Annotated in this window: 24 protein-coding genes and 1 pseudogene; 7 read left to right on the top strand and 18 right to left on the bottom strand. The window is 59.4% G+C overall.

Translation table 11 applies throughout. The annotated features are described in order from the left end of the window. From AB5Y73_RS09685 to sdhC, 9 genes and pseudogenes are all read right to left on the bottom strand, one after another. Nucleotides 1–544, bottom strand: a pseudogene (locus tag AB5Y73_RS09685) (transposase); the annotation flags it as partial. A gap of 125 nt (nt 545–669) precedes the next feature. Then, nucleotides 670–1,542: a succinate--CoA ligase subunit alpha gene (gene sucD, locus AB5Y73_RS09680; RefSeq protein WP_005333542.1), complete on the bottom strand. Its 873-nt coding sequence runs from the start codon at nt 1,540–1,542 to the stop codon at nt 670–672. Then, nucleotides 1,542–2,708 carry an ADP-forming succinate--CoA ligase subunit beta gene (gene sucC, locus AB5Y73_RS09675; protein WP_005361097.1) on the bottom strand — a complete coding sequence of 389 codons (1,167 nt, stop codon included), beginning with the start codon at nt 2,706–2,708 and terminating at the stop codon, nt 1,542–1,544. The genes sucD and sucC overlap by 1 nt, the downstream gene beginning before the upstream one ends. Before the next feature lie 171 nt (nt 2,709–2,879). Further along, nucleotides 2,880–4,070 (bottom strand): 2-oxoglutarate dehydrogenase complex dihydrolipoyllysine-residue succinyltransferase, encoded by a 1,191-nt coding sequence (gene odhB, locus AB5Y73_RS09670; RefSeq protein WP_043824260.1) that lies wholly within the window; start codon nt 4,068–4,070, stop codon nt 2,880–2,882. 35 nt (nt 4,071–4,105) lie between these two features. Then, nucleotides 4,106–6,913, bottom strand: a complete 2,808-nt coding sequence (sucA, locus tag AB5Y73_RS09665) for a 2-oxoglutarate dehydrogenase E1 component (RefSeq protein ID WP_005333548.1) — start codon at nt 6,911–6,913, stop codon at nt 4,106–4,108. A 115-nt stretch (nt 6,914–7,028) separates the two neighbouring features. Beyond that, on the bottom strand, nt 7,029–7,745 hold the full coding sequence (locus AB5Y73_RS09660; protein ID WP_005333549.1) for a succinate dehydrogenase iron-sulfur subunit: 717 nt from the start codon (nt 7,743–7,745) through the stop codon (nt 7,029–7,031). 16 nt (nt 7,746–7,761) lie between these two features. Beyond that, nucleotides 7,762–9,528, bottom strand: a complete 1,767-nt coding sequence (gene sdhA, locus AB5Y73_RS09655) for a succinate dehydrogenase flavoprotein subunit (protein WP_040066317.1) — start codon at nt 9,526–9,528, stop codon at nt 7,762–7,764. A 1-nt stretch (nt 9,529) separates the two neighbouring features. Next, nucleotides 9,530–9,874 carry a succinate dehydrogenase, hydrophobic membrane anchor protein gene (sdhD, locus tag AB5Y73_RS09650; protein ID WP_005333558.1) on the bottom strand — a complete coding sequence of 115 codons (345 nt, stop codon included), beginning with the start codon at nt 9,872–9,874 and terminating at the stop codon, nt 9,530–9,532. Further along, entirely contained in the window at nt 9,868–10,245 is a 378-nt protein-coding gene (gene sdhC / locus AB5Y73_RS09645; RefSeq protein ID WP_005333571.1) for a succinate dehydrogenase cytochrome b556 subunit, read from the bottom strand. Before sdhC ends, sdhD begins: the two co-directional genes overlap by 7 nt. Nucleotides 10,246–10,309: 64 nt before the next feature. Here sdhC and AB5Y73_RS09640 point away from each other — a divergent pair, with 64 nt between their 5' ends. The 3 genes from AB5Y73_RS09640 to AB5Y73_RS09630 all read left to right on the top strand — a co-directional run bounded on the left by AB5Y73_RS09640 (nt 10,310) and on the right by AB5Y73_RS09630 (nt 12,387). Further along, nucleotides 10,310–10,510 carry a hypothetical protein gene (locus tag AB5Y73_RS09640; protein WP_124929313.1) on the top strand — a complete coding sequence of 67 codons (201 nt, stop codon included), beginning with the start codon at nt 10,310–10,312 and terminating at the stop codon, nt 10,508–10,510. Nucleotides 10,511–10,687: 177 nt separating this feature from the next. After that, nucleotides 10,688–11,974, top strand: coding sequence for a citrate synthase (locus tag AB5Y73_RS09635; RefSeq protein WP_005333572.1), 1,287 nt, complete (start codon nt 10,688–10,690; stop codon nt 11,972–11,974). A gap of 92 nt (nt 11,975–12,066) precedes the next feature. After that, the gene (locus AB5Y73_RS09630) at nt 12,067–12,387 is read left to right on the top strand and encodes a DUF4377 domain-containing protein (protein WP_270905425.1); all 321 of its coding nucleotides are present in this window, start codon (nt 12,067–12,069) and stop codon (nt 12,385–12,387) included. A gap of 78 nt (nt 12,388–12,465) precedes the next feature. Here the strand turns inward: AB5Y73_RS09630 and AB5Y73_RS09625 are convergent, their stop codons facing one another. Both AB5Y73_RS09625 and AB5Y73_RS09620 read right to left on the bottom strand, forming a co-directional pair. Further along, complete coding sequence (locus AB5Y73_RS09625) at nt 12,466–12,906, bottom strand: acetyltransferase (protein ID WP_279499572.1); 441 nt, start codon at nt 12,904–12,906, stop codon at nt 12,466–12,468. Nucleotides 12,907–12,963: 57 nt separating this feature from the next. Continuing rightward, on the bottom strand, nt 12,964–13,809 hold the full coding sequence (locus AB5Y73_RS09620) for a DUF5718 family protein (RefSeq protein WP_103251154.1): 846 nt from the start codon (nt 13,807–13,809) through the stop codon (nt 12,964–12,966). A gap of 338 nt (nt 13,810–14,147) precedes the next feature. Between AB5Y73_RS09620 and AB5Y73_RS09615 the strand changes: the two genes are divergently transcribed. From AB5Y73_RS09615 to AB5Y73_RS09605, 3 genes are all read left to right on the top strand, one after another. Then, complete coding sequence (locus tag AB5Y73_RS09615) at nt 14,148–14,540, top strand: NUDIX domain-containing protein (protein WP_236272498.1); 393 nt, start codon at nt 14,148–14,150, stop codon at nt 14,538–14,540. Nucleotides 14,541–14,631: 91 nt separating this feature from the next. Beyond that, a complete protein-coding gene (locus tag AB5Y73_RS09610; RefSeq protein ID WP_279499571.1) occupies nt 14,632–15,138 on the top strand; it encodes a GNAT family N-acetyltransferase in 507 nt (168 codons plus the stop codon). Nucleotides 15,139–15,435: 297 nt separating this feature from the next. Beyond that, nucleotides 15,436–16,554, top strand: coding sequence for a glycerol dehydrogenase (locus tag AB5Y73_RS09605; protein ID WP_279499570.1), 1,119 nt, complete (start codon nt 15,436–15,438; stop codon nt 16,552–16,554). Between the two features lie 106 nt (nt 16,555–16,660). Here the strand turns inward: AB5Y73_RS09605 and pdxY are convergent, their stop codons facing one another. From pdxY to AB5Y73_RS09590, 3 genes are all read right to left on the bottom strand, one after another. Then, a complete protein-coding gene (gene pdxY / locus AB5Y73_RS09600; RefSeq protein WP_019446110.1) occupies nt 16,661–17,524 on the bottom strand; it encodes a pyridoxal kinase PdxY in 864 nt (287 codons plus the stop codon). Between the two features lie 174 nt (nt 17,525–17,698). Then, nucleotides 17,699–18,475 (bottom strand): DUF429 domain-containing protein, encoded by a 777-nt coding sequence (locus tag AB5Y73_RS09595; protein WP_279499569.1) that lies wholly within the window; start codon nt 18,473–18,475, stop codon nt 17,699–17,701. An 83-nt stretch (nt 18,476–18,558) separates the two neighbouring features. After that, nucleotides 18,559–19,122, bottom strand: coding sequence for a hypothetical protein (locus AB5Y73_RS09590; RefSeq protein WP_005352548.1), 564 nt, complete (start codon nt 19,120–19,122; stop codon nt 18,559–18,561). Between the two features lie 260 nt (nt 19,123–19,382). Here AB5Y73_RS09590 and ybcJ point away from each other — a divergent pair, with 260 nt between their 5' ends. Then, nucleotides 19,383–19,616, top strand: a complete 234-nt coding sequence (ybcJ, locus tag AB5Y73_RS09585) for a ribosome-associated protein YbcJ (protein ID WP_005361116.1) — start codon at nt 19,383–19,385, stop codon at nt 19,614–19,616. Between the two features lie 33 nt (nt 19,617–19,649). Here the strand turns inward: ybcJ and AB5Y73_RS09580 are convergent, their stop codons facing one another. The 4 genes from AB5Y73_RS09580 to AB5Y73_RS09565 form a co-directional block, all read right to left on the bottom strand. Continuing rightward, on the bottom strand, nt 19,650–20,123 hold the full coding sequence (locus tag AB5Y73_RS09580) for a DUF4442 domain-containing protein (RefSeq protein WP_019446113.1): 474 nt from the start codon (nt 20,121–20,123) through the stop codon (nt 19,650–19,652). A gap of 166 nt (nt 20,124–20,289) precedes the next feature. After that, entirely contained in the window at nt 20,290–22,041 is a 1,752-nt protein-coding gene (locus AB5Y73_RS09575) for an ABC transporter transmembrane domain-containing protein (protein WP_042083406.1), read from the bottom strand. Then, the gene (locus AB5Y73_RS09570; RefSeq protein WP_120414116.1) at nt 22,038–23,774 is read right to left on the bottom strand and encodes an ABC transporter transmembrane domain-containing protein; all 1,737 of its coding nucleotides are present in this window, start codon (nt 23,772–23,774) and stop codon (nt 22,038–22,040) included. The genes AB5Y73_RS09575 and AB5Y73_RS09570 overlap by 4 nt, the downstream gene beginning before the upstream one ends. Before the next feature lie 166 nt (nt 23,775–23,940). Beyond that, nucleotides 23,941–26,745: a response regulator gene (locus tag AB5Y73_RS09565; protein WP_279499568.1), complete on the bottom strand. Its 2,805-nt coding sequence runs from the start codon at nt 26,743–26,745 to the stop codon at nt 23,941–23,943. Nucleotides 26,746–26,843: the final 98 nt, after the last annotated feature.

The raw sequence follows: 26,843 nt of genomic DNA, 5'->3' as shown, positions 1-26,843 counted from the left end.
TTACGTACTTTGAATCGGCCAATCTGATACCCCAACTCTCGCATCATCGACATCAAGGCGCGGCTGCCCGCTGAGTTCCGGCTTTCTTTGAACAACCGGCGCAACTCACTGCGTTGCTGTATCCGCTCACGGTTAATCGCCCGTCTGCGGGCCAGATAGTCGTAAAAGCAGGATGTTGGAACATCGAAAGCGCAGCAGACCAAGGTGATGGGGGCTTGCTCCCTTAATCGGTCTATCAGCGCGTACGTGTGAACTCGTCCGCCATCAAGAGAGCAGTAGCCTTTTTTAGAATGTCCTTTTCACGTTCGAGCCGGTTAATACGGGCTTCCAGCTCCTGAATTTTTTGCTTCTCCGGAGTCAGTGCTTTGCCGATTGGGGTTGTGCCAGTTCGTTCGGATTGCAGTTGCTGAACCCAGCGGCGAAGTACGGTTTCACCGACATCCAGTGAACGGCTGGCTTCGGGAACAGAATACCCCTGGTCGAGCACCAGGGATGCGGCTTCGAGTTTGAATTCGGCAGTAAATGAGCGACGTAATCTTGTCATTGAACACCTCAGGTCATGGTGGCGACTGTACCACCTAAAATGGTGTCCGGGATGATTAGACCACTACACCACAAAAAAGCCGCCCATCGGGCGGCTTTTTATTAGAGATAACGGGCTAAGCAGAATTACCAGCCGGTGACTTCGCGCAGGGCCTTGCCGATATCGGCCAGGGAGCGGACGGTTTTCACGCCAGCATCTTCCAGCGCGGCAAACTTCTCGGCGGCAGTACCCTTGCCACCGGAGATGATGGCGCCAGCGTGGCCCATCCGCTTGCCGGGAGGGGCAGTAACACCGGCGATATAGGAGACCACCGGCTTGGTGACGTGGGCCTTGATATAGGCGGCCGCGTCTTCCTCGGCGTTGCCGCCGATCTCGCCGATCATCACGATCGCTTCGGTCTGCGGGTCGTTCTGGAACATCTCCAGAATGTCGATAAAGTTGGAGCCAGGGATGGGGTCGCCACCGATACCGACGCAGGTGGACTGGCCAAAGCCCTCGTCAGTGGTCTGCTTGACCGCTTCGTAGGTCAGGGTGCCGGAGCGGGAGACGATGCCCACCTTGCCCGGCTTGTGAATGTGGCCCGGCATGATGCCGATCTTGCACTCACCCGGGGTGATCACACCCGGGCAGTTGGGGCCGATCATCCGCACGCCGGTCTCTTGCAGCTTCACTTTCACATCCAGCATATCCAGCGTCGGGATGCCTTCGGTGATGGTGACGATGAGCTTGATGCCCGCGTCAATCGCTTCCAGGATCGCATCCTTGCAGAACGGCGCCGGCACATAGATGACGGAAGCAGTAGCGCCGGTCGCTTCAACCGCGTCACGGACGGTGTTGAACACCGGCAGGCCCAGATGGGTGGTGCCGCCCTTGCCCGGGGAGACGCCGCCCACCAGCTGGGTGCCATAGGAGAGCGCCTGCTCGGAGTGGAAAGTACCCTGACCGCCGGTAAAGCCCTGGCAGATGACTCGGGTGTCCTTGTTGATCAGTACGCTCATCAGTTGGCCTCCGCTGCTTTGACGACTTGCTGCGCGGCATCGGTCAGACTCTTGGCCGCAATGATGTTGAGGCCGCTCTCGGCCAGCTTGATACCACCCAGCTCGGCGTTGTTGCCTTCCAGACGGACCACGACGGGCACCTTGACCCCCACTTCCTTGACCGCACCTATGATGCCTTCCGCGATCATGTCGCAGCGCACGATGCCGCCAAAGATGTTGACCAGCACAGCTTTGACGTTGCTGTCGGAGAGGATGATCTTGAACGCCTCGGTTACGCGCTCCTTGGTGGCGCCGCCGCCGACGTCAAGGAAGTTGGCCGGCTTGCCGCCGTGCAGGTTGACGATGTCCATGGTGCCCATGGCCAGACCCGCGCCGTTGACCATGCAGCCGATGTTGCCATCGAGGGCCACATAGTTGAGCTCCCACTGGGCGGCGTGCGCTTCGCGGGGGTCATCTTGTGACGGGTCGTGCATCTCGCGCAGCTTGGGCTGACGATACAATGCGTTGGCGTCGATGTTGATCTTGCCATCCAGGCAGTGCAGGTTGCCCTGCGCGGTGATCACCAGCGGGTTGATCTCCAGCAGCGCGAAATCGCAGTCGAGGAACATCTGGCCCAGACCCATGAAGATCTTGGTGAACTGTTTGATCTGATCGCCGACCAGACCCAGTTTGAAGGCCAGTTCGCGAGCCTGATAGGCCTGCGGACCCACCAGCGGGTCGATGGCCGCCTTGTGGATCAGATGGGGGGTTTCGTGGGCGATCTTCTCGATATCCACGCCACCTTCGGTCGAGGCCATGAAGACCACGCGGCGCGAACCACGGTCAACTACGGCGCCCAGGTAGAGCTCTTTGGCGATGTCGGTGCAAGATTCCACCAGGATCTTGGTGACCGGCTGGCCGTTGGCGTCGGTCTGGTAGGTCACCAGATTCTTGCCCAGCCAGTTCTGGGCGAAAGCACGGATCTCATCCTTGCTCTTGGCCACTTTCACACCGCCCGCCTTGCCGCGGCCACCGGCGTGTACCTGGCATTTGACGACCCAGGTATTGCCGCCAATCTTGTCGGCCGCTTCGGCCGCTTCTTGTGGGGTAGCACAGGCATAACCTTCGGAGACCGGCAGGCCATACTCGGCAAACAGCTGTTTTGCCTGATATTCATGCAGATTCATAGATGCTCTATCCGTGTTGTAGGTATTTCCGTCCGGGGCTGGTGTTTCTCAATCCCCTGTGAATGGGGGCCTGGGCGGCCCCTCGTTATCTTTCAATCGCTCGGGTATTACTCAAACGTCCAGCAGCACATCCGGCTCGGGGCGCAAACCCCTTGCCCGGGTGCCACAGGCTTAGACGTCCAGCAACAGACGGGTCGGGTCTTCCAGCAGCTCCTTGACGGAGACCAGGAAGCCTACCGATTCGCGTCCGTCGATGAGACGGTGATCGTAGGAGAGCGCCAGATACATCATCGGCAGGATCTCGACCTTGCCGTCAACGGCCATCGGGCGATCCTGGATCTTGTGCATCCCCAGAATGGCGCTCTGGGGCGGGTTGATGATCGGGGTAGACATCAGGGACCCGAACACGCCACCGTTGGTGATGGTGAAGTTGCCGCCAGTCAGTTCATCCACGGTCAGCTTGCCGTCACGGCCCTTGCCCGCCAGATCCTTGATGGCCTTCTCGATGTCCGCCAGGCTCATGTTGTCGCAGTCGCGCAGCACCGGCGTCACCAGACCACGGGGGGTAGAGACGGCGATGCTGACGTCGAAGTAGTTGTGGTAAACCACGTCATCACCATCGAGCGCCGCGTTCACTTCCGGATAGCGCTTGAGGGACTCCACCACCGCCTTCACGTAGAAGGACATAAAGCCGAGCTTGATGCCGTGCTTCTTCTCGAAGATCTCGCCGTACTGCTTGCGCAGATCCATGATGGGCTTCATGTTGACCTCGTTGAAGGTGGTCAGCATGGCGGTGGTATTTTTCGCTTCCAGCAGACGCTCGGCGATGCGCTTGCGCAGACGGGTCATCGGTACCCGCTTGTCGGTGCGACCACCCAGCGGAGTAACCTTGGCTGCCGGAGCGGCAGCGGCGACCGGTGCGGCTGCCGCAGGCTGGCTCTTGGCCTTGATGAAGGCTTCCACATCATCCTTGGTGATGCGACCACCCTTGCCGGTACCGGTCAGCTTGGTCACGTCGATATCGTGCTCACCAATCAGGCGGCGCACCGAGGGGCTCAAGCCATCGGCACCATCATCGGCAACCGCTTCAGCGGGTTTCTCTTTGGTCTCTTCACCGGCCACCGGAGCGGCGGTGAGGATGGCAATCAGTTGACGGGACAACACAGTCGCCCCTTCCCCTTGCAGAATATCCCCCAGCACTCCGGCTTGCGGTGCCGGCACTTCCAGCACCACCTTGTCGGTCTCGATGTCGACCAGCACTTCGTCACGGGCGACCAGATCGCCCGGTTTTTTGTGCCAGGTGGCGATAGTGGCATCGGCCACTGATTCCGGCAGATCCGGTACCTTGATTTCGATAGTCATCCAATCAGTTCCTTTTTACTTCTATGCCAGAGGCTTTACAGGGTAAGGGCATCTTCCACCAAGGCTTTTTGCTGCTTGGCGTGGACAGACATGTAACCGACGGCCGGTGAGGCTGACGCGGGGCGACCGGCATAACGCAGGGTGGCTCCGGCTGGCAGCACGCCATCGTAGTGGTGACGGGTGCAGTACCAGGCGCCCTGGTTCTGCGGCTCTTCCTGACACCAGACAAAGTCGGTGACGTGGCTGTAATCGGCTAGAATGGCGCGCACTTCCTCTTCCGGGAAGGGGTAGAGCTGCTCAATTCGCACCAGTGCCACATCTTGCTGCTCGGCCTTGCGACGGGCATCGAGCAGGTCGTAGTAGACCTTGCCGGAGCAGAAGACCACGCGCTTGACCGCTTTCGGATCCAGCGCATCGATCTCGCCGATAGCGTTCTGGAAAGTACCTTCCGCCAGCTCTTCAAGCTTGCTCACCGCCAGCGGATGGCGCAGCAGGGATTTGGGCGTCATGACGATGAGCGGACGGCGCATCGGGCGCACAACCTGACGACGCAGCATATGGAACACCTGCGCCGGGGTTGAGGGCACGCACACCTGCATGTTGTGTTGGGCGCACATCTGCAGATAACGCTCCAGACGGGCGGAGGAGTGCTCCGGGCCCTGCCCCTCGTAACCGTGCGGCAGCAACATGGTCAGGCCGCACATCCGGCCCCACTTCTGCTCACCAGAGGAGAGGAACTGATCCACCACTACCTGGGCACAGTTGGCGAAATCGCCGAACTGGGCTTCCCAGATGGTGAGGCCAGCCGGCTCGGCGCTGGCGTAACCATATTCAAAGGCCAGTACCGCGTTCTCGGTCAGCACAGAGTCATACACCTCGAACGGGCCTTGCTCGTCGTGCAGGTTGCACAGCGGGGTGTAGGTGCTGGCATCGGTCTGGCTGTGCAGCACGGCGTGGCGGTGGAAGAAGGTGCCACGGCCGGAATCTTCACCGGTAAAGCGGATGCGGGACCCCTTGTCCACCAGAGTGGCGTAGGCCAGGGTTTCGGCAAAGCCCCAATCCACCAGCTTCTCGCCAGCGGCCATCAGACGGCGGTCTTCGTAAATTTTCTCGACCTGACGCTGCAGCACGTGGGTCGCCGGATACTGGCTCACCCGCTCGCCGAGGCTCTTGAGGTGATCCATCGGCACGGCACTCTCATAGGCCATGTTCCAGTCGTGGCCCAGATAAGGGGTCCAGTCGACGGAGTGCAACTCCATCGGCCGCCACTCCTTGCTCACCCGCTCGCCGCGATCCAGCGCTTCGCGATACTCGTTGACCAGTTCGGTCGCCCGCTCCTGAGCGAGGCTCCCCTCGGCCACCAGCTGATCGGCGTAGATCTTGCGCGGGGTCGGGTGCTGCTTGATCTTCTGGTACATCAGCGGCTGGGTCGCGCTCGGCTCATCCGCCTCGTTGTGACCGTGACGACGGTAGCAGACCAGCTCGATCACCACGTCGCGTTTGAAGGTGTTGCGGTAATCCAGCGCAATCTGGGTCACCAGCACCACGGCTTCCGGATCATCCCCGTTGACATGCAGCACCGGCGCCTGCACCGCCTTGGCGATGTCGGTGCAATATTCGGTGGAACGCAGGTCACGGATATAGGAGGTGGTGAAACCCACCTGGTTGTTGATGACGATGCGCACCGTCCCGCCGACGCCATAGGCACGGGTCTGGGACATGTTGAAGGTCTCGGCCACCACGCCCTGACCTGCCATGGCCGAGTCACCGTGAATGGTGATGGGCAGCACGCTGGAGCCATCCTTGTCACCGCGACGATCCATACGGGCACGCACCGAGCCGATGACCACGGGGTTGACGATTTCGAGGTGAGAGGGGTTGAACGCCAGCGCCAGGTGGACGTTGCCACCCGGGGTGGCGAAGTCGGAGGAGAAGCCCATGTGGTACTTCACATCACCGGTACCCCAGGATTCGCCATGCTTGCCGGCAAACTCGTCGAACAGATCCTGAGCGCGCTTGCCCAGCACGTTGATCAGCACGTTGAGACGACCGCGGTGGGCCATACCGATAACGGCCTCTTTGCAGCCCTGCTCACCGGCGCGACGGATCAGCTCCTTGAGCATGGGGATCATGGCGTCGCCCCCTTCCAGCGAGAAGCGCTTGGCTCCCGGGAACTTGGCACCCAGATATTTCTCCAGCCCTTCGGCGGCGGTCAGGCTCTCGAGGAAACGGGTCTTCTCTTCGAGGGTGTAGCTCCCCTTCCCTTCAATGGATTCGAGACGCTGTTGCAGCCAGCGCTTCTCTTCCGTGGAGGTGAGGTGCATGTAGTCGGCGCCGATGGAGCCGCAATAGGTCTTCTTCAGCGAGGCGTAGAGGTCGGAGAGCACCATGGTCTCGCGACCGATGGCGTAGGAGCCCACATTAAAGGTGGCCTCCATATCTGCGCCCTGCAGGTTGTGGAACGCAGGATCCAGTTCGGCAACGGTTTCACGCTGCCACAGGCCCAGCGGGTCCAGATTGGCATTCTGGTGACCACGGAAACGGAAGGCGTTGATCAGCTGCAATACCCGCACCTGCTTGGCATCCACTTGCGGATCAGAGACGGGGGCACTGTAGCGAGAAGGATCCTTGGCCAGACGACGGAAATAATCGCGGACCTGGGAGTGGGGTTGTTCAACCGCATGGCCATTGACCTGGGGCAGCTCGCTAAACAGGCTGCGCCACTCGTCGGACACGGAGTCAGGATTTTCCAGAAAGGATTCGTACAAATCCTCGATATAGCTTGCATTCGCACCAGCCAGGTGAGATGACTCCAACCAGGCCTTCATCACGCCGTTATGCATTTCTATCCCTTGTACTTCTTGTTACTGCTGCGCAGCTTGTAGGGGTCAAATAGCCATCCTGCCACGGGTGGGATGGCTATCCAGAGGTCGGGCCAGCACGTGGCCGGCCCTGATACTAAACAGCCCGATTGAGCAACATCGACTTGATCTGACCAATCGCCTTGGTCGGGTTCAAGCCTTTCGGACAGACGTTCACGCAGTTCATGATGCCATGGCAGCGGAACACGCTGAATGCGTCGTCCAGATTTCCCAGTCGTTCGGTGGTCGCGGTGTCGCGGCTGTCAGCCAGCCAGCGGTAGGCGGCGAGCAGCCCGGCCGGACCGATGAACTTGTCGGGATTCCACCAGAAGGAGGGGCACGAAGTGGAGCAGCAGGCACAGAGAATGCACTCGTACAGGCCGTCAAGCTTGGCGCGCTCTTCGGGGGATTGCAGGTGCTCACGCACCGGCGGCAACTTGTCATCATTGATGAGGAAGGGTTTGACCTTCTCCCACTGGGTGTAGAACTGGGTCATGTCGATCACCAGATCACGGATCACCGGCAGGCCGGGCAAGGGGCGGATAACGACGTTATTGCCCTTCTTCAGCAGGTCGGAGAGCGGGGTGATACAGGCAAGACCGTTCTTGCCATTCATGTTGAGACCGTCTGATCCACAGACCCCTTCGCGGCAAGAGCGGCGGAAGGCGAGCGTGGGATCCAGCTCTTTCAACTGGATCAGTGCGTCGAGCACCATCATGTCGGAACCTTCAGGAATATCAAGACGATATTCCTTCATATGGGGGACGTTATCAACATCCGGATTGTATCTGTAGACAGAGAATGTGACGTTCATAGGGCTGGCTCCGCAATCAGTAAGTCCGGACCTTGGGCGGGAACGCCTCACGGGTCTTGGGTGACATGTTGACAGCGCGACGGGTCATGGACTCGGTGTCCGGATGATAGAGGCTGTGGCACAGCCAGTTCTCATCGTCGCGATCCGGGAAGTCGAAGCGGCAGTGAGCACCGCGACTCTCGGTACGGAAGTTGGCGGCAACCGCCGTGGCAAACGCCGTCTCCATCAGGTTGTCCAGCTCCAGGCACTCGATGCGCTGGGTGTTGAACTCTTTGGAGGTGTCATCCAGACGGGCTGACTTGAGGCGCTCGCGGATAACCTTGAGCTCGGCCAGCCCTTCTGCCATCGCCGCACCTTCGCGGAATACGGAGAAGTTGTTCTGCATGCAGCGCTGCAGGTCTTTGCGGATCTGCACCGGGTCTTCCCCGTCACGGCAATTTTCCCAGCGGTTGAAGCGGGCCAGTGCGGCATCCAGATCCGACTCGGAAGCATCGCGGCCGTGATCCATCTCGCCCAGGGTGTTGACCAGATGCATGCCGGCCGCGCGGCCGAACACCACCAGATCCAGCAGGGAGTTGCCACCCAGACGGTTGGCACCGTGTACGGAGACGCAGGCAATCTCGCCCACCGCAAACAGACCGACTACCGGCACATCGTTGCCGTTCTTGTCCTGGGTCAGGCACTGGCCATTCACGTTGGTCGGCACGCCGCCCATCATATAGTGGCAGGTCGGGATGATCGGGATCGGCTCTTTGACCGGATCCACGTGGGCGAAGGTGCGAGAGAGCTCGCAGATCCCCGGCAGACGGGATTCCAGCACCTCTTTGCCGAGGTGATCCAGCTTGAGCTTGATGTGTGGACCCCAGGGACCGTCACAGCCACGGCCTTCGCGGATCTCGATCATGATGGAGCGGGCCACCACGTCGCGACCGGCCAAGTCCTTGGCGTTCGGGGCGTAACGCTCCATGAAGCGCTCGCCATCTTTATTGAGCAGATAGCCGCCTTCACCACGGCAGCCTTCGGTTACCAGCACCCCTGCCCCGGCGATGCCGGTCGGGTGGAACTGCCACATCTCCATGTCCTGCACGCCGACGCCAGCGCGCAGCGCCATACCGACACCGTCACCTGTATTGATGTGGGCGTTGGTGGTGGACTGGTAGATACGACCGGCACCGCCAGTCGCCAGCACGGTGGCCTTGGCCTTGAAGTAGACCACTTCACCGCTCTCCATGTCGATGGCGGTACAACCCACCACATGGCCATCCTGGTTTTTCACCAGATCCAGCGCATACCACTCGGAGAAGACGGTGGTCTTGTTCTTGACGTTTTGTTGGTAAAGGGTGTGCAGCAGGGCGTGACCGGTACGGTCGGCGGCAGCTGCGGTACGAGCAGCCTGCTCGCCACCGAAATTCTTGGACTGACCACCAAACGGACGCTGGTAGACAGACCCGTTATCGAAACGGGAGAAGGGCAGCCCCATGTTCTCCAGCTCATAGATAGCCTCGGGACCGGTTTTGCACATGTATTCGATGGCTTCCTGATCACCGATGTAATCGGAACCTTTTACCGTGTCATACATATGCCACTGCCAGTTGTCATCATGGGCATTGCCCAGCGCAACCGTGATCCCGCCCTGAGCGGAAACAGTGTGAGAACGGGTTGGAAAAACCTTGGACAACAGAGCACAGCTCTTGCCGGACTGGGCAATCTGCAGCGCGGCGCGCATACCGGCACCACCGGCACCAATCACCACCGCATCAAATTCACGAGTTGGAATAGTCACCTTACACACCCCACAGCACGACGAAACCCGTCATCAGATAGACAAACAGCACCACGACCAGGGCAAATTGCAGCGCCCCGCGCAGCCCTACCGGCTTGATATAGTCAGTCAGCACCTGCCACAGACCAATCCAGGCATGGATCAGTACGCAGAGCAGGGTCAACAGGGTGAATACTTTGGTGAATGTTTTGGCGAAGAAGCCTGCCCACACCTCGTAGGTGATGTCGTTGAACGCGACAAAGCCCACCAGATAGAGGACATAACAGGTCATGATGAGGGCGGTGGCGCGGATCAGGATGTAATCATGAACGCCGCTGCGCCCGAAGGTTGCAGAATTGGTTACCATACAAGCACTCCCGCCAATACAGCCAGGATCGCGGTGATCACGAAGGCCACGCGGGCGCTCTGATTGCCGGATTCCAGCTCTTCCCAATAGCCCATATCCATGACCAGATGACGCAAGCCGCCCACAATGTGGTATGCCAGCGCAGTCAGGATCCCCCACAGCACGAGTTTGACCAGGAAGTTGTCCATGATGGCAACCACGGTTTCAAACCCTTCGGGAGAGGCGAGTGAAGTACCAAGCATCCACAGCAAGATGCCCAGTGCAACAAAGGTAATGACCCCTGAAACACGGTGCAGGATGGATGCAATGGCAGTGACAGGAAAGCTGATCGTCTGTAGGTCGAGGTTGACCGGTCTCTGTTTGTTTTTCACGCTTGCCCACTCAGCTCCATTGAGCACGTTAGTTATTGTTTTAACTCACACTTGAGGGCACGGAATGGTGATTGTTGGTTTTTTGTTACCAAAACACTCTGAAAAAGCCAAAACGCGAGTTTTCGGTTTCACATCAGGCTTTGCCAAAGCGTTTCAAACACCCGCAGCCATGACCCACGTGGCGCAGTATATCGGCGGCCTTAACCGAAGACAATCAATTAGCTACAAAGAAAACACAAAACCGCAAACTCGATCGCATATTTAATTTAACATTTCATTAATGCCATTAATGGGGTTCCAGCAAAATTGACATTGATAAGGAACTCTGTTTCAAATAAGGCGCTCCAGCCACTTCGGTATGGGTAACAACCTTTGCCAGCGTCATAAAAGTCGTAATAGAGTAGGACTGGAACCAAATTATAAAGAGCAAAGGAGACGTGCTATGGCTGATAAGATAGCCACCCTACACCTGCCCGGAAAAGATCCGGTCGAACTGCCGATCCTCTCCGGCACCATCGGCCCGGATGTCATCGATGTCAGAAAATTGGGATCACAGGGGTATTTCACCTTTGACCCCGGTTTTATGGCCACCGGTTCTTGCAAATCTGCCATTACCTACATTGACGGGGATCAGGGTGTCTTGCTGCACCGTGGTTACCCCATCGCCCAGTTGGCCACCCAGGCCACCTATCTGGAAGTCTGCTATATCCTGCTGTACGGCGAAGCGCCGACCAAGGCCCAATATGCCGAATTCGAACGCCTGGTCACCCGCCACACCATGGTGCACGAGCAGATCGCCTTCTTCTTCCGCGGCTTCCGTCGCGACTCCCACCCCATGGCCATCATGTGCGGTGTAGTCAGCGCCCTCTCCGCCTTCTATCACGATGCCCTCGACATCAACAACGAGCAGCATCGCGAGATCTGTGCCTTCCGTCTGCTCTCCAAGATGCCGACTCTGGCCGCCATGTGTTATAAGTACTCCATCGGCCAGCCGTTCATGCAGCCGCGTAACGCCCTCTCCTATGCCGGTAACTTCCTGCACATGATGTTTGGCGTGCCGACCGAGGAGTACAAGGTCAACCCCATCGTTGAACGCGCCATGGATCGTATCTTTACCCTCCATGCGGATCACGAGCAGAACGCCTCCACCTCCACCGTTCGTCTGGCTGGATCCTCCGGTGCCAACCCGTTCGCCTGTATCGCCGCGGGGATCGCCTCCCTGTGGGGACCGGCCCACGGTGGTGCCAACGAAGCCTGCCTGCGCATGCTGGAAGAGATCGGCTCGGTGGATCGCATCCCCGAGTACATCGCCAAGGCCAAGGACAAGAATGATCCGTTCCGCCTGATGGGCTTCGGTCACCGCGTCTACAAGAACCACGACCCCCGTGCCACCGTGATGCGCGAAACCTGCCACGAAGTACTGACCGAGCTGCAGATCAAGGATCCGCTGCTGGACGTGGCCATGGAGCTGGAACGTATTGCGCTCTCCGACCCCTACTTCGTCGAGAAGAAACTCTACCCGAACGTGGACTTCTACTCCGGCATCATCATGAAGGCGATCGGCATCCCGATGAGCATGTTCACCGTGATCTTCGCCATCTCCCGCACTATCGGCTGGATTGCGCACTGGAACGAGTTCCACTCAGACCCGGACAGCAAGATTGGTCGCCCACGCCAGCTCTACGTGGGTCACCCGTTGCGCGAGTTCACTCCGCTCGAGCAGCGCTAACCACTGCGCTGATATGGTTTGTTACAAAGGCGGTCATTGACCGCCTTTTTGTTTGCCGCTCTAATGCCCCCTTTCGCGTTAAGGAGTCCATTATGAAACCACTGTTTATCAGCGCAGCCTTGCTGCTGACCGCCTGCCAGAGCGCCCCCGCCCCGTCACAGGGGGAGACCCTCTATATCAACAGCCAGCTGGTCGATTGCGTCGGAGTTGGCCCGATGCAGTGCATGCAGGTTCGCAGTGATGAGCAGCAGCCCTGGACGCTGTTCTACCAGAATATTGAAGGTTTCCAGTTCGAGCCTGGCTATCGCTACCAGCTCGCTGTCAGCAAGGAGCAGCTCACCGATGTGCCGGCCGATGCCCCCTCCCTGCGCTATCAGCTGATCAAGGTGGTGAACAAGGTCGCCAGCAAGTAACAAACACGATCAAAAAAACGGGGGATGGCTGATGCCATCCCCCGTTGGTTTATGGGGACTGCGCCTCATCAGGCACGATCAGGTCGGCGCCAGCGTCATATGCAGCAGCGGATAGGGCTTGCCCTGACCATCCAGCGGCGAACGACCCGTCACGGTGAATCCCATCTTCAGATAGAAGCCCACCGCCTGTTCGTTCTGCTCGTTGACGTCAACCTGCGTCGCGCCGCACTGGCTGATGGCATGCGCCACCAGCCAGCGACCCACGCCACTGCCGCGCGCCTCGGGAGCCACAAACAGCATCTCCAGCTTGCCCTCGTACACTCCGCTAAAACCCGTAATCTGCCCCTCTTCTGTGCGTGCACTGTGCAGTGTCACCGCATCGAAGTAGTGCTCCAGAATAAGCGGTTTAAGCGCGAGGATCTCGGCCTCGGGCAGGAAGTGGTGGGTCGCCCGCACAGAGGCCTCCCACAGATCGATCAGGGCCGGATAATCGGCCCGGGATACCGGAACAATAGTCATGAAATGACTCGATATGATAACCAGCGGGAAGAGACATCTTCCCGCTGGCAACTGTGATTAGCGCGCCTGCACCGCCTGCAGCAGCACCGACATATCAGCGCCAAAGTTGCGGCTGCGGATCGCTTCGCGAATATCCGCTTCGCTATAACGGCTGCCCGGGTAGACCACCACGCAGGAAGTGTCGCCCGGTTTGAGGAAGTGGGTCTCGCCAAACGGGGTATAGCGAGTGGCACCGATACTGATGAGCGCATGGGGAGGATGTCCCGCCTGCGCCAGCAGTCCCTGAATGTGCTCCGCCGGCCCCTCATCCTGCTGATGATTGAACTTGTCGATGGCCCAGTCGAGCAGCTTGCCGTGGAAGTAGCTGTAGTCGATGGCGGCGCTGTCTACCCCGTAGGCGTGCAGCTCACCGTCCCGCTCCAGATAGCAGGCGATACGATAGTCATCGAGCTCGCAACCGGCGGCAAAACCGGAAAGCGGCAGCAGCTTGTCCGCCAGCCCCTTGCTCTCTTCGCCCCAGTTCTTCTTCTCGCTGATCTTCTTGGCGTTGGGACGACGGATGGAGCAGTCGTTATAGGCGCCAAAGGCGCGGGGATGGATCGCCACCACCTGCTTGTCGGCATACTCCAGCTCGCACCAGAGGGCTACTTCCGGCTCGATCTGCACCTTCTCGTCACCACTGACCGCCGCTTCCGGCAGGAAGATCGCCTTGTCGCTCAACGGGAATACCCCGAGCTGACCCGGATGGCCCGGCACGAAGAAGGGAAAGAGCGCCTTGGGCGCCGTGGTGTCACGCACCACGACCGCCACGAAATCCGACGCTTCACCCGCCTGCTCCAGATGACCGGCGAAATTGCCCGCGACCCCGAGTCCGATAAACTTGCTCTCTGCTGCTATCTGCATCTTGCTCACCTGCATCTTGCCAACGCAAGGTAGCAGGCTCGTCGCCTACTACCGCTAAAGTGGCAAGATTAAACCACAAGGACCCCGCCTTCGCCCAGTCCGGCCCTGTAGTGATGTGCGCCAGTCCGCTTTTTTAGGGACGAGAAGGCTGTGGTGAACCAGCCATTGCGCACTCATTCAGCTACGCGGTCACCGCGCTGGAAACAGTGCGTTTCCGGCATCTCCCCTCTTTCTCCTTGGGACTCAACTTCATCTTTGTTAGGCTGCCGGCATGCAAAACAACTGTGCGCTTGAGTGCGCCACTGCTCATCACGGCAACCCCATTGGAGAGAAAACAGATGATCGACAAACTCGCTTGGCTCACCTTTAAAGATCAGCAACTGCTCTGCGCCCGCTCCCACGGCAAGGGCATCTATTACATCCCAGGCGGCAAGCGGGAACCGGGCGAGAGCGACGAGGCGGCGCTGATCCGCGAGATTGAGGAGGAGCTGGCTGTCACCCTGCAGCCCGATACCCTGCGCTTTGCCTGCGAGTTCAGCGCCCAGGCCGATGGCAAACCGGCAGGAGTCGAGGTGCGACTGCGCTGTTACACCGGCGAAGCGAGCGGCACCCCGATCGCATCGGCCGAAATTGCCGAACTGCGCTGGCTCGACAGCTCTCACCTCGATGAGCTCTCCCCCGTCTCCCGCCTGCTGTTTGTCTGGCTGGTTGAGCAGGGGCTGATCCGCTGACAAGCCGTACTCGCGGCGAGCATACGTACCCACCTCATATGAACCAACGGTGGCAATCAGCCACATAGCAACGCAACGACAAGGATGTCAGATGGACATTGTGGAAGTTAATAGCGCAGCGACCTACCAAAGTGCGCTCATCACCCTGCTGCAAGATTGTGTCGATAGCGGCGCCTCGGTCGGATTTTTACCGCCGCTGACCACGGAGGAATCTACCCGCTACTGGCAAGGAGTTGAAGCGGATCTTGTGGCAGGTCACCGAAAGCTGTGGCTTGCCCTTGAGCAACAACAGCTCGTGGGAGCGGTTCAGCTCGCGCTCTGTGGCAAGGCCAACGGTCGCCACCGGGCCGAGGTGGAAAAACTGATGGTACTGCAAACGGCGAGAGGCAAAGGTGTCGGTCATGCGCTGATGCAGGCAATGGAACAAGGCGCCCATGCCGCGGGCCGTTCGCTGCTGGTGCTCGATACTCGCGCCGGTGATGTGGCCTCCCACCTCTATCGTCAACTCGGCTATCTGGAGGCGGGCCAGATCCCGAGCTTTGCGCGCAACGCCGATGGCTCTCTTGCTGCGACCGTCATCTTCTATAAACCGCTCTGACCATCCCCTATCTCTTATCCACATACAGCAGGGCCGCACCAAGCGGCCCTGCTTGTTGCCCGCGTGACTGTTTGTTGCAGCAATTTGGCTTGCGACGGATTGCCACGATACGGCCAGTGCTCCTGTATGCCTCAACACCGCCAATCGCCGCCCCAAAATACAGCCAAACAAATAGAAAGATTAATTAATGATTAAAACGCCCCCCTTTTCTTCTTCATCTATTGCCTCATCAGGCGTATCGTAAGAGACCCATTTGATAATCAATCTTATGTTATTCACTGCCTTGAGGAATAATGGATGCCCACTTTGCCCCGTACAGTTACCTCCCCCAAAAAGTTCATCATCGGTCAACACCTTCTCCCGCAACTCCATGAGCACGTTAAAGATTTTGGTGACTATGCGTTGCTCATCAGCGATGAGTTCATTCTGGAGCGGGTACGGGAAGAAGCTTTGGCGGGGCTCCTGCAGGCAGGTCTCAGGGGAGTGGTCGACAAGTTTCGCTACGAATGCACCGAACAGGAGATCCACCGCCTGACCCACCTTGCAGAGCAATATGGTGCGAACGTGATTGTCGGGATCGGCGGCGGCAAGACGCTGGATGTCGCCAAGGCCGTGGCCTTCTATCTGCGCCGTCCGGTTGTGCTGTTCCCGACGATTGCCTCCACGGATGCCCCCTGTACGGCGCTGGCAGTGATCTACAACCAGGCGGGTGAATTTGAACGCTATCTGTTCCTGCCGCAAAATCCGGACGTGGTGCTGGCTGACACGGCCATCATTGCCGCCGCCCCTCCCCGCTTCTTTTCCGCAGGCGTTGGCGATGCCCTGGCCACCTATTTCGAGGCGCGCGCCTGCTATCGGGCAGACGGACTCAATCTAGTCGGCAAGCGTCCTTCACGCACTGGCCTTGGTCTGGCACAGCTCTGTTACGAGCTGCTTGGTGAGAACATCGAGCTGGCCATGGATGCAATACGCCACCATGTCTCGACTCCGGCGCTGGAGCAGGTCATCGAGGCCACCATCTACCTCAGCGGGGTCGGCGCAGAAGCCGGTGGACTGGCCGCCGCTCATGCCGTCAACAACGGCATGTCACTGATCCCGGAGCTCCATCGTGCCCAGCATGGCGAGAAGGTGGTCTTCGGCCTGCTGACCCAACTTGTGCTTGAGCGCGCCCCGCAACATGAACTTGATGAGGTGTTTCGCATCATCGACTGTGCAGGCCTGCCCATGACACTGCAAGAGTTGGGGCTCACCCACGTTGATGAAAGCGAGTGGCGCAAGGTGGCGCAGCTGGCCTGCGATCCCCTCGATACCATGGGCAACATGCCGATGACAGTGAGTGAACAGGATGTCTACGCCGCCGTGGTAGCGGCCAATGCCATGGCTGAGCGTTATCGCCTCCGCCATCCCCGCATCTGATTGCTTGCCGCACTAAATAGGCAAACAGTAAAAAGGCTTGCCCATTGGCAAGCCTTTTTTATCTGCAGCCCATCGCTTGTCTAGATAGACGAAAGCCTGCGCAGTATCAGGGCAGTTTCACCGCTCGCACTGCAACCTCTGGCAGGGCGAAGGCATCTTGCGCGGCGATGAGTTGCAGCTCGTAAGCCTGCTGGCGCCAGGTCTCCTGCAGCACCGCATCCACCGAGGCGTTGGTGCGCTCGAACGCGCTGACCGCATCGTGACCGGCCAGCAAATTGGCCAGCATCAGGGCGCTGATAAGATCGCCCACCCCCACCGGCTGGCGGGCAAAGTCATAGAGCGGACGGGCAATCAGATAATCCCCTTGCGGCGTTGCCAGCAGCATCTCGAAGCGGCTGGAGTCCTGCGCCGCACGACCGAGATGCTTGACCAGCACCAGCTTGACGCCGCGGGCCAGCAGCTGATGGGCAGCCGCGCGGGTCTGATCCAGATCAGCCAGATGGGTATCACAGAGGGTCTCCAGCTCCAGCAGGTTGGGGGCCATCATGTCGGCCACCGGCAGCGCCTGCTCGGTCAGGAAACGGGTGACGCCGGGGGCAACGATGCACCCCTTCTCCGGGTGACCCATCACAGGGTCGCAGAAGTAGATGGCATCGGGGTTGGCCGCCTTGACGGCGTTGACCACGGTCAGGATCTCGTCCCCCTGCTCGGCGGAGCCAAGGTAGCCACTCAGCACGGCGTCACACTGGCTCAACACCTCGATATTGCCCAATCCTTTCACCAGCGCACTGATATGACCCGCCGGCATCGCCATCCCCTGCCACCCCTGGGCATATTGGGTGTGGTTGGAAAACTGCACCGTGTTGATGGGCCATACATCCATACCAAGGCGGCGCATGGGGAAGACGGCCGCGCTGTTGCCGGCACAACCAAAGACCACGTGGGACTGAATAGAGAGAACGGATTTCATCGGGAATACCACAGCAAAGGATCAGCAAGGTGGGCAATATATCGGATGAAGATAACGATGCGCCACCTTGGCGCGGGATGAACAGGCAATTTCCTGACTAAAGACAGGTTTTTTGCGCCATTTGGCCCGCGTCGACAGGATGAGCGGCGCCATGATCCGCCGCGTCACCGTCCATCACATGCCGTTGTGCTCAACGCCATGACGGGCAAAGTGATAGACCCATCCCTCATCACACGGCATGTCACTGGGTGGCGAAATCAGCTCAGGCAATACCGTCACCTTGCCACCAGCGGCATATTGCAGCGCCATCAGGGCGCAGAGCGCCGCATCGTAGCGATCGGTGCCGACCAGCACATCCGCAGGCAGCAGCGCCGCCAGCTCGGGCCGTGCCGGGGAGGCCTTGCCGCCCACTTTGGCCAATGCCGGATAGACCTCCAGCACGGCACGACTGGCCTTCGGGGCAACGGTCGGCACCAGTTGCAGATCCGAGAGCCGCGGCAGCATGGAGAGCGCCAGGGTGGCGTTGTTGCCAAGCCGGTCGAAGGTAGCCGACAGCGGCTTCTTGCCGTACTGCTGATACAGCCAGCGCTCGCAGTCGCGATAGGCGTAGGGGTTATCTATCTCCCGCTCGGGAGCGGCGCAGCTATGTGGCTGGCCGTTGAGCAGATCCCGCAAGGCGCGGGGAAAGGCGAGCGGCGCATCGATACCGAACGCCAGTTGCGGGCAGGCTTCTACCTGCATCAGGGTCAGCTCGTTTTGCAGGGCCGGACGCAACAGGGCGGCCAGATCCGGCGCCACCCGCGAGCTCAGACGAAACAGCGGCGACACCCCGAGCCAGTGCAGGCGGTTGGAGTCGGCCTGCCAGCCCACCACGGCCACCGCTTGGGCACTGCCCTGCCAGCCACGCACATCCCAGCCGATCCCGATTGCACTCATTTGCCCTGCCGTCATCAATTACCTCTGTTCGCCTGTCACAAGTTGCAAGAGGCACAGGGTAATCAGCAGATGCCTTTAACGCAAAGCGAACCGCCCACTCAGAACGATTTCTGGAAGTTCACCAGCGGCAAAATGGGGAAAACACCGTTGGCGGCATAGTTGGCCAGCCCGATCTGCAAGCCATCGAGGTGCTTGGTCGCATTGATAAAGCCAATCTGGAAGGTGGTACGCTCGGCATAGTTGACGAAGCCGACGTTGGCCAGCGCATTGCCCTTGGCGATATTGACCGCCCCCCAGTTAAGCCCCTGTACATTGTTGGTCAGGTTGACCAGCCCCAGATTGACGCCGGTATCCTGCCCTTCGTGCCAGTTGATGGCGTTGATGGCGACCCCGCCAAACTGGTGGCGCACCCGACCAGCACCCAGGAATACCCCGAGCTGCAGGCCGCTGAACTGATCCACATCGGAGAGGGCGAAGATCGGCAGATCAATGCCCTTCACCTGACCGGTCCGACCGTAGAGCAGCGAGGCGCGCGCCCCTTCCACCTGATGGGACGCGGGCAAATTGACCCCGGGCAACGAGACCTGCACCGGAGTACTGGCCTGCGCGACACCGCACAGAGTAAGGGCGCTGCATGCCAGCAGCAGGCGGGAGAGTGTCATGGGAAGTTCCTTGGGCCATAGAGAGTGGCCCGATCCTAACAGTCAGGGGAGAGTGTGGGCACACCAGCAGGGACGAGGTGCGTCACGATACGTCACGGTTGGCCCTCTCACCTCTCCATCAGGACTTGCGAAAGCGCCACCTCAAGAACAATCGGCCACTTTTTCACAGCGAGTAGTCCCTCTTCCTTTCTTTGCCTGAGCGAACTGCCTAAAATAGTCGCCCTGCTGTATCCGGCATTCATCCATCTAGAGGATTTCCCATGGAGACGTTTCTGCTCGAAGGTCACCCCTTCGTTGCCTTGTGTGACCTTATCAAACATCAGGGGTGGGCCGATTGTGGCGGCGCCGCCAAAGCCCTCGTTGCCGAAGGGCTGGTCGAGGTGGACGGTCAGGTCGAGACTCGCAAGCGCTGCAAGATCGTGGCCGAACAGGTGGTCAACTTCAACGGCATGAAGGTCGTGGTGAAAGAGGGCGTCAGCCCGGAGATTGGCTAATCCCGTCTTGGGGAGCCACTGTCCGGCAACCCGCTAGCTGGCCTTGATCGACAGGGTCAGCACAAAACGCGCCATCGCCTCATCCCCGTTCAATGACGGACAGGTGGCCACCACCTGGATGGGGCGATTGATGCGCTGACCGCTTGCCAGCGATTCGTCGATCATGGCGTCAATCTCCTCCCCCGCTGCGCAGTCGAACTGCACATCCCCCTCCGGTCGTTTCAAAAACTCCCCCTGCACATCCTTGAAGGCGAAGTGCACCTTCTTGCGCCGCTGCCGCCCCTTCTCCATCACCAGTAGACCACCTACCAGATCGGCGCCGGTCGCCAGCGCGCCAAAATACATGCTGCCCAGATGGTTGCGGGTACGCCAGCCAAGGGGAATGCGAATGCGCAGCGCTTTGGCGTTCATCTCTTCGATGATCGGGGCACAAAACCCGATGACGGGAATATAGCGCCAGGCAAACAGCCGAAGCGCCAGATTGGCTTTGAAGCGTTGCAAATCCATATGCGAACTGATCCGATGAGTTAATGTAAACAACATGTTGCCTGCATCTGCGCCATTCGACAAGCACAGGGATCACGGTTACGACCTTTGCCCAACGCAAAAAAACAGAGGGAACCGCACCGGTTCCCTCTTTTCGTTCATGTCGCCGTTACAGCAAATGTGTCGCTCAGGCGCGCTTCTCTTCCAACCAAGCCCCCTGGCTCTGCATCTCGAACAGCTGGGCATAGTGACCGCCGAGGGCCATCAACTCACCATGGGTACCCCGCTCATTCACCTGACCACGGGAGAGCAGCAGGATCTCGTCCGCATCGACGATGGTCGAGAGGCGGTGGGCGATGGCGATGGTAGTGCGGCCACGACGGGCAGCAGAGATCGCCTGCGACAGCGCCAGCTCGGTCTGGGAGTCCACGCTGGCCGTCGCTTCATCCAGAATGAGGATGCGCGGATCCCCCACCAGCGCGCGGGCAAAGGAGAGCAGTTGCCGCTGGCCGGCGGAGAGGTTCTTGCCCCCCTCCTCCATCAAGGTGTTGATCCCCTGTGGCAAGCTGCGCACAAACTCGGCCAGCTGCACCTCGCTCAACGCCTGCCAGAGCCGCGCTTCGTCTATTCCGGCGCGGCCGAGACGCAGGTTCTCCGCCAGGGTGCCGACGAAGATAAAGGGATCTTGCTGCACCAGCCCGATGCTGCGGCGCACCGCCGCCAGCGACAGGGTATCCAGTGCGTGATCATCGAAGCGGATCTGCCCCTGATCCAGCGGATAGAAGCCCATCAGCAAGCTGATGATGGTGGACTTGCCGCTGCCGGTATGGCCCACCAGTGCCAGCATCTGGCCCGGTTTTGCGGAAAAACTGACCTCCCGCAGCACCTGTTGCTCACCATCGTAGGAGAAGCTCACCCGCTCGAAACTGACCCGTCCTTCCAGCGGGCGCAGCTCGCCCTCGGTGCTCTCGCGGGTTTCATCGAGCAGGGCAAAGACCCGCTCCCCCGCCACCATCGCCTGCTGCAGCTGGTTGAGCTGGTTGGTCATCTCGATGAGCGGCTCGATCATCCGCCCCAGATAGCTGATAAAGGCGTAGAGCACCCCCACCTGAATGGCACCGGCGTGGCTCACCCCCTCATGGGCGAACAGCGCCAACAGACCGATCAGCACCATCATGTAGAAGAGATCAATGAGCGGGCGCAGCAAAATGCCGTTGATCTTGAGGCTCTTGATCCGTGCCGACCAGTGCTGCTGGTTCACCTCGGCAAAGGCCTTGGCGAAATGGCGCTCCTGCACCATCGCCTGAATAACCGGCATCCCCTGCAGCGACTCGTTGAGGCGGCTGTTGATGTCGGAGAGCAGGCTGCGAGTCGCTCGCACCACTGGCACACTCAGTTTCTGGTAGAGCCACATCACCCCGCCCACGGCGGGCAGCAACAGGGAGCAGACCAGCATCAGCCGCAGATCCAGCAGCGCCATGGAGATGAGGATGCCGCACAACAGCACCACCTTTTGCACCAGCAAGCCAATCACCTGCACATAGAGGTTCATGATCGCCTCGGTGTCGTTGGTGATGCGGGAAATCAGCGAGCCGGAGCGATGCTTGTCAAAGTAGCGGGCCGGCAAACGGATGGCGGTAGCAAATACCTGCTCGCGCAAAGTTTGCACCACCGCCTGAGCAATGCGATTGAAGCGCAGGGATTGCAAATAGAAGCCCGCCGCCGACAGCACCTGCAAACCCAGATAGCCCGCTGCAATCAGGGCTATGGTGGGCAGCACGATATTGCGAGGCGCCAGATAGTCATCGATAAAAAGCTTGATCAGCAGCGGTCCGGCCACTTCGGCGCCGGTGGCAAGCAGCAAACAGATCCCCGCCTGAATAAGCCAGCGAGGATACTGGGCGCAGTAGGCGAGCAGTCGTTTAATGGTCGGATTCACAGGCTCTCCTCCACCGCTTCTTCGAGACGCTGGTAACGCACCATATCTGCATACCAGCCATTGTGCGCCATCAGGGCACCGTGATGACCCCGCTCGCTAACGGTCCCCTGCTCCAGCACCAGGATCTCGTCGGCCTGCTCCACCGCCGTCATGCGATGGCTGACCAGGATCAGGGTGCGACGATGGGCTTTGAGGGCATGCAGAATTTGCTGCTCAGTGTGGGCATCCACCGCCGAGAGCGCATCATCGAGCACCAGAATGGGCGCATCCAGCAGCAGGGCGCGGGCAATGGCCAGCCGCTGTTTCTGACCGCCGGAGAGGGTCACCCCTTTCTCCCCCACCTCGGTCTCATAGCCCTTGGGGAAACGCACAATATCATCGTGGACACAGGCAATGCGCGCCACCCGTTCGACCTCCTCGCGGCTCGCATCGGGTTTGCCGAGGGCAATATTGGCGGCGATAGTGGTGGAAAACAGGAATGGCTCCTGCGGCACATAGGCAAACTGGCTGCGCAGTGTGGCGAGCGGCAACTGGTCAATCGGTACGCCCCCCATGGCTATCGAACCGTGAGTCGGATTGGCAAGGCGCATCAACAGCTTGAGCAGGGAGCTCTTGCCTGCCCCGGTGCGCCCCACCACCCCAAGCATCCCCCCTTGCTTGAGGGTAACGTCGATATCCGCAAGCAGGGTGCGCTGCTCAAGTTGATAGCTCACCCCTTTGATCTGCAAAGGAAAGGCAGAGGTAAACGCGGCAGGCTGGGCGGGCTCTTCGATATCGCTACGCTCCCCCAGCAGGCTTTCGATACGGGAGTAGGCGGCGCTGCCCCGCTCGATGATGTTGAACAGCCAGGCGATGGCAAACATCGGCCAGATCAGCTGGCCAAGGTACATGGTGAAGCTGGTGAGCTCACCCAGGGTCAACTCATCGCGCAGCACCAGCACACTGCCCCCCGCCACCGCGAGGAAGTAGGAGCAACCGATACAGAGATAGATGACCGGATCGAATTTGGCATCGATGCGGGCCACAGCCATATTGCGCTCCCCCGCCTGTTTGGTCAGCTCGGCAAAGCCTTCATCTTCCAGCGATTCAACCGCATAGGATTTCAACACCCGCACGCCGGAAAGGGCCTCCTGGGTCTTGTTGTTGAGCCTGGAGAAGGCCCCTTGCGCCGCCTTGAACTGGGTATAGATCTGGGTGCCGAAGCGGTTCATGAAATAGGCCATCACCGGCAGCGGCAGCAAGGAGACCAGCGTCAACTGCCAGGAGTACTGGCTGCACATGATGGAGAGCACCAATACCCCGACCATGATGGAGTCCACCAGAGTCAGCACCCCTTCGCCAGCGGTCATCTCCACAGCCTGAATGTCATTGGTGGCATGGGCCATCAAATCGCCAGTACGGTGGCGCTGATAAAAATCGGGGCTCATCCGGGTGAAATGGCTGAAAAGGCGATTGCGCAACACATAGGCCAGACGGTAAGAGGCACCAAACAGCATCACCCGCCAGACGTAGCGCAGCAGATAAATCAGCACACCCAGACCAAACAGCCCCGCCAGATAGCGCATCAGGGTACCATTGTCGAGACCACCCCTGGTGATGCCATCCACCACCCAGCCCACCACTTTGGGCGGAATAACGGTCAACAGGGCCACCATCAGCAGCAGGGAGATGGCGGCCAGATAACGGGGCCACTGCTCCTTGAAAAACCAGCTCAATCGTAGAAATACGCTCACACCACCAACCTTTAGCGCTCTCTGCCCGTGACCGCTCCAAGGAGCGGCCATCAGAGAAGCCACGCAGAAATAGAAGAATGAAAACAATCGCCTCCGGCTGGAGGCGATTCGAACGAAAGCTCATCATATCCCGAACCGGGATGGTTGAGAATAATTACTATTTAATTCACTGTGACATGCGATCATCCCCTGATGAATAGGGATTATACGAATTTTCATGCTGCTCACCGGTCAACAGGAAGTGTGACACCTCTTCCCGGGTCTGGCTAAAGACCTGTTGCAACTGCTCCAGATCCGTCTCGCTCAGCACTTCGTTTTGCCGCAGGCGCCACTCCAGCTCGCCAGCCACCAATTGCAGACGGGACGCCGAGATATTGGCAGACACCCCCTTGAGGGTGTGCAGCAGCTTGCTGGCCACCTCGGGCTGCTGACGGCGCAGGGCGGAGCGGATCTCCCACAGATCGTCCTTGTGCTCCGACATGAACAGCTTGAACAGGATCTGCAACGCCTCCTTGTCCTGCTCCAGCCGCTTGAGTGCATCCTGCAGATCGAGGATCCCGATCATATCCGGCGGTTTCACCTCCATGATCCCCGCCTGCTCCACCCCTTGCGGCTTTACCCACTGCAGCAGGTTGTTGTAGAGATCCAGCTTGCTCACCGGCTTGGTGACATAGCCATTCATCCCCACCCCCAGGCAACGCTCCTTGTCACCGGGCATGGCACTGGCGGTGAGGGCAATGATGGGCACATCGTGTTTGTCGACCATCTTGCGGATCTGGCGGGTGGCATCGAGTCCGTCCAGCACCGGCATCTGCAAATCCATCAGGATCACGTCAAAAGGCTGCTCGGCGACCCGCTCCACCGCCTCCCGACCATTGCTGACCACACACACCACCGCATCGACGCGCCGCAGATACTCAATGATGAGCTGCTGATTGACCCGGTTGTCTTCCGCCAACAGCACTCGGGTACCCTGCAACAGGGATTTGAAGTGTTGCTGATCCCCCTGTGCCTCGGCCTTGCGCAGGTTGAGCTCGTAGGAGCTGCCGTTGAGCAGCTCGTCCACCTTGGCCAGCAGGGCATTTTCGGTCATCGGTTTGGGCAGAAAATGGGTCAGCCCCATGTTATCCATCCGGGCGTGTAGCCCCTCTCTGGCCCAGGCACTGATCATCAGGATGGGGATCCGCCGCCACTGGCTGTGCTGATACATCTCCAGCGCCAGATCGAGCCCATCCTCCTGACCCATGCGCCAGTCGAGGATCGCCAACCGCAGATTCGGTCCCTCTTCACGGAGCAGCTGACGGGCGCGGGAAAGGGAGTTAACCGGCAGCACTCGCACTCCCGCGCGAGTCAGAATGTCCCGGGCCAGATCCAGCACCAGTTCGTTGTCATCCATCACCATCACCAGCGGCTGGTTCTCGAAGAAGACTTTCCGTCCAGCCACGCCGTAGACCGCCTGCGCCATCGGGATATCGAACTTGAACAGAGAGCCGACGCCAGGCTTGCTCTCTACGGTGATCCGCCCCCCCATCAGCTCCACCAGCCGCTGGGAGATATTGAGCCCGAGCCCCGAGCCGCCATATTTGCGGGTATTGCCCGCCTCCAGCTGGGTAAACGCCTGAAACAGTTGGGTCTGCTTCTCTTCGGCAATGCCGATGCCGGTATCGCGCACACTGAAGCGGATCCGCATTGGGTGAGGATTGGCCAGCTCGATGCAGACTTCGACTTCACCGCGTTCGGTAAACTTGATGGCGTTGTTCACCAGATTGACCAGCACTTGTCCCAATCGCAAGGGATCCCCACGCAAGAAGACCGGCACCTCCGGTGACTTGCGAATAACCACTTCCACGTGTTTGCGCTCCGCCAGATCGGCAAACATGCCCGCCAGCGAATCGAGCTGCTCACTGAGATCGAAGTCGATCTCCTCCAACGTCAGCTTGCCGGACTCCACCTTGGTCAAATCAAGGATGTCGTTGATCAGCAGCAGCAGGGTATCGGATGAGGATTTGATCTTGCCCAGATAGTCCCGCTGTTGTTGATCCAATTCGGTCTGCAGTGCCAGCGAGCTAAAACCTATGATGGCATTCATGGGGGTGCGGATCTCGTGGCTCATGTTGGCCAGAAAATCGCTTTTGGCCTGGGCCAGCAAGCCGGTCTGGCGCGACAACTCGCTCAGCTTCTGATTGCGGCGCCACAGGGTGAAGGCCACCAGCGCAAAGCAGATCAAAGCCCCGCACAGCACCATCAGATAGAAGCGGTTCATCAAAGAGGAGGCGCGCTCCAGCTTGTCGAGTTTCCAGCGCACCAGACTCTCGATCACATGCATGTCGATGAGCTGGTAACGCAAGGTGTGATAGGCAATCACCTGCTGGCTCATCTCCTTGCTCAGGCGGATCAGGGTAGCGATCTCCGGCAAGTTGCCATAACGGGATTGCAACTGCTGTTGCAGCTGGTCCAGCGTAGTCTGTTCACGTTTGTCCCAACTGCGCTGCAGATAGTTGCTCAGTTGCGCCAGCTCCTCCAGGTCGCGATGAAGCGCACTGTCTGACGGGCTTATCCCCCGCACCTTTTTAATCTGGGCCTGCAGGGGCGCATTGAGGTACTCGATAGCCATCTCAATGGCATGAAGCCTGGCCAGCGCCATCAGATAGGTGTCCATGTCATCAAGCAGAGCCTGGGAAAGGTCGTCTTGCACCAGCTCGGGATCGCTTCTGACTTCCCGTACAAAACCGTCAAGGGTGATGGATAACTGGTTCAGTCGCTGCTGGACATTGCTGTCATTGGCCTTCTCCCGCCCAAGCAGATAGACGGTATCGGCGTTGATCCGGTTCAGCACCACCTCGGCCGCGTCGTTCAGGTCGTGGGCCTGTTGCTGCTGACTGAGCGACTGCCAGCAGTAGCCCGAAAAGGCGAGCAGCAAGGCAACGATCAGCCCTGGCACAGCACGGTTTTTCCGTGATCCTTTATTCATCCCGTCTCGACTCTCATCTGGTGGTCGCTGAATTATCCGGTCAGGCAATGACCCCTGGGGGAATTATCCACTCCCGCTGGGCACTGTGTTACCGTTAT

The sequence above is a fragment of the Aeromonas sp. s7(2024) genome (assembly GCF_040907825.1).
GTDB lineage: Bacteria > Pseudomonadota > Gammaproteobacteria > Enterobacterales > Aeromonadaceae > Aeromonas > Aeromonas veronii.
Note: the sequence above shows the minus strand (reverse complement) of the source record. Positions and strands in the feature narration are given on the sequence as shown.

Bases quoted from the DNA above. Each gene is read 5' to 3' on its own strand.
- sucD (WP_005333542.1), bottom strand. From the start codon at position 1,542: ATGAGCGTACTGATCAACAAGGACACCCGAGTCATCTGCCAGGGCTTT.
- sucC (WP_005361097.1), bottom strand. From the start codon at position 2,708: ATGAATCTGCATGAATATCAGGCAAAACAGCTGTTTGCCGAGTATGGC.
- odhB (WP_043824260.1), bottom strand. From the start codon at position 4,070: ATGACTATCGAAATCAAGGTACCGGATCTGCCGGAATCAGTGGCCGAT.
- sucA (WP_005333548.1), bottom strand. From the start codon at position 6,913: ATGCATAACGGCGTGATGAAGGCCTGGTTGGAGTCATCTCACCTGGCT.
- AB5Y73_RS09660 (WP_005333549.1), bottom strand. From the start codon at position 7,745: ATGAACGTCACATTCTCTGTCTACAGATACAATCCGGATGTTGATAAC.
- sdhD (WP_005333558.1), bottom strand. From the start codon at position 9,874: ATGGTAACCAATTCTGCAACCTTCGGGCGCAGCGGCGTTCATGATTAC.
- AB5Y73_RS09640 (WP_124929313.1), top strand. From the start codon at position 10,310: ATGGTGATTGTTGGTTTTTTGTTACCAAAACACTCTGAAAAAGCCAAA.
- AB5Y73_RS09635 (WP_005333572.1), top strand. From the start codon at position 10,688: ATGGCTGATAAGATAGCCACCCTACACCTGCCCGGAAAAGATCCGGTC.
- AB5Y73_RS09630 (WP_270905425.1), top strand. From the start codon at position 12,067: ATGAAACCACTGTTTATCAGCGCAGCCTTGCTGCTGACCGCCTGCCAG.
- AB5Y73_RS09625 (WP_279499572.1), bottom strand. From the start codon at position 12,906: ATGACTATTGTTCCGGTATCCCGGGCCGATTATCCGGCCCTGATCGAT.
- AB5Y73_RS09620 (WP_103251154.1), bottom strand. From the start codon at position 13,809: ATGCAGATAGCAGCAGAGAGCAAGTTTATCGGACTCGGGGTCGCGGGC.
- AB5Y73_RS09615 (WP_236272498.1), top strand. From the start codon at position 14,148: ATGATCGACAAACTCGCTTGGCTCACCTTTAAAGATCAGCAACTGCTC.
- AB5Y73_RS09610 (WP_279499571.1), top strand. From the start codon at position 14,632: ATGGACATTGTGGAAGTTAATAGCGCAGCGACCTACCAAAGTGCGCTC.
- AB5Y73_RS09605 (WP_279499570.1), top strand. From the start codon at position 15,436: ATGCCCACTTTGCCCCGTACAGTTACCTCCCCCAAAAAGTTCATCATC.
- pdxY (WP_019446110.1), bottom strand. From the start codon at position 17,524: ATGAAATCCGTTCTCTCTATTCAGTCCCACGTGGTCTTTGGTTGTGCC.
- AB5Y73_RS09595 (WP_279499569.1), bottom strand. From the start codon at position 18,475: ATGACGGCAGGGCAAATGAGTGCAATCGGGATCGGCTGGGATGTGCGT.
- AB5Y73_RS09590 (WP_005352548.1), bottom strand. From the start codon at position 19,122: ATGACACTCTCCCGCCTGCTGCTGGCATGCAGCGCCCTTACTCTGTGC.
- ybcJ (WP_005361116.1), top strand. From the start codon at position 19,383: ATGGAGACGTTTCTGCTCGAAGGTCACCCCTTCGTTGCCTTGTGTGAC.
- AB5Y73_RS09580 (WP_019446113.1), bottom strand. From the start codon at position 20,123: ATGGATTTGCAACGCTTCAAAGCCAATCTGGCGCTTCGGCTGTTTGCC.
- AB5Y73_RS09565 (WP_279499568.1), bottom strand. From the start codon at position 26,745: ATGAATAAAGGATCACGGAAAAACCGTGCTGTGCCAGGGCTGATCGTT.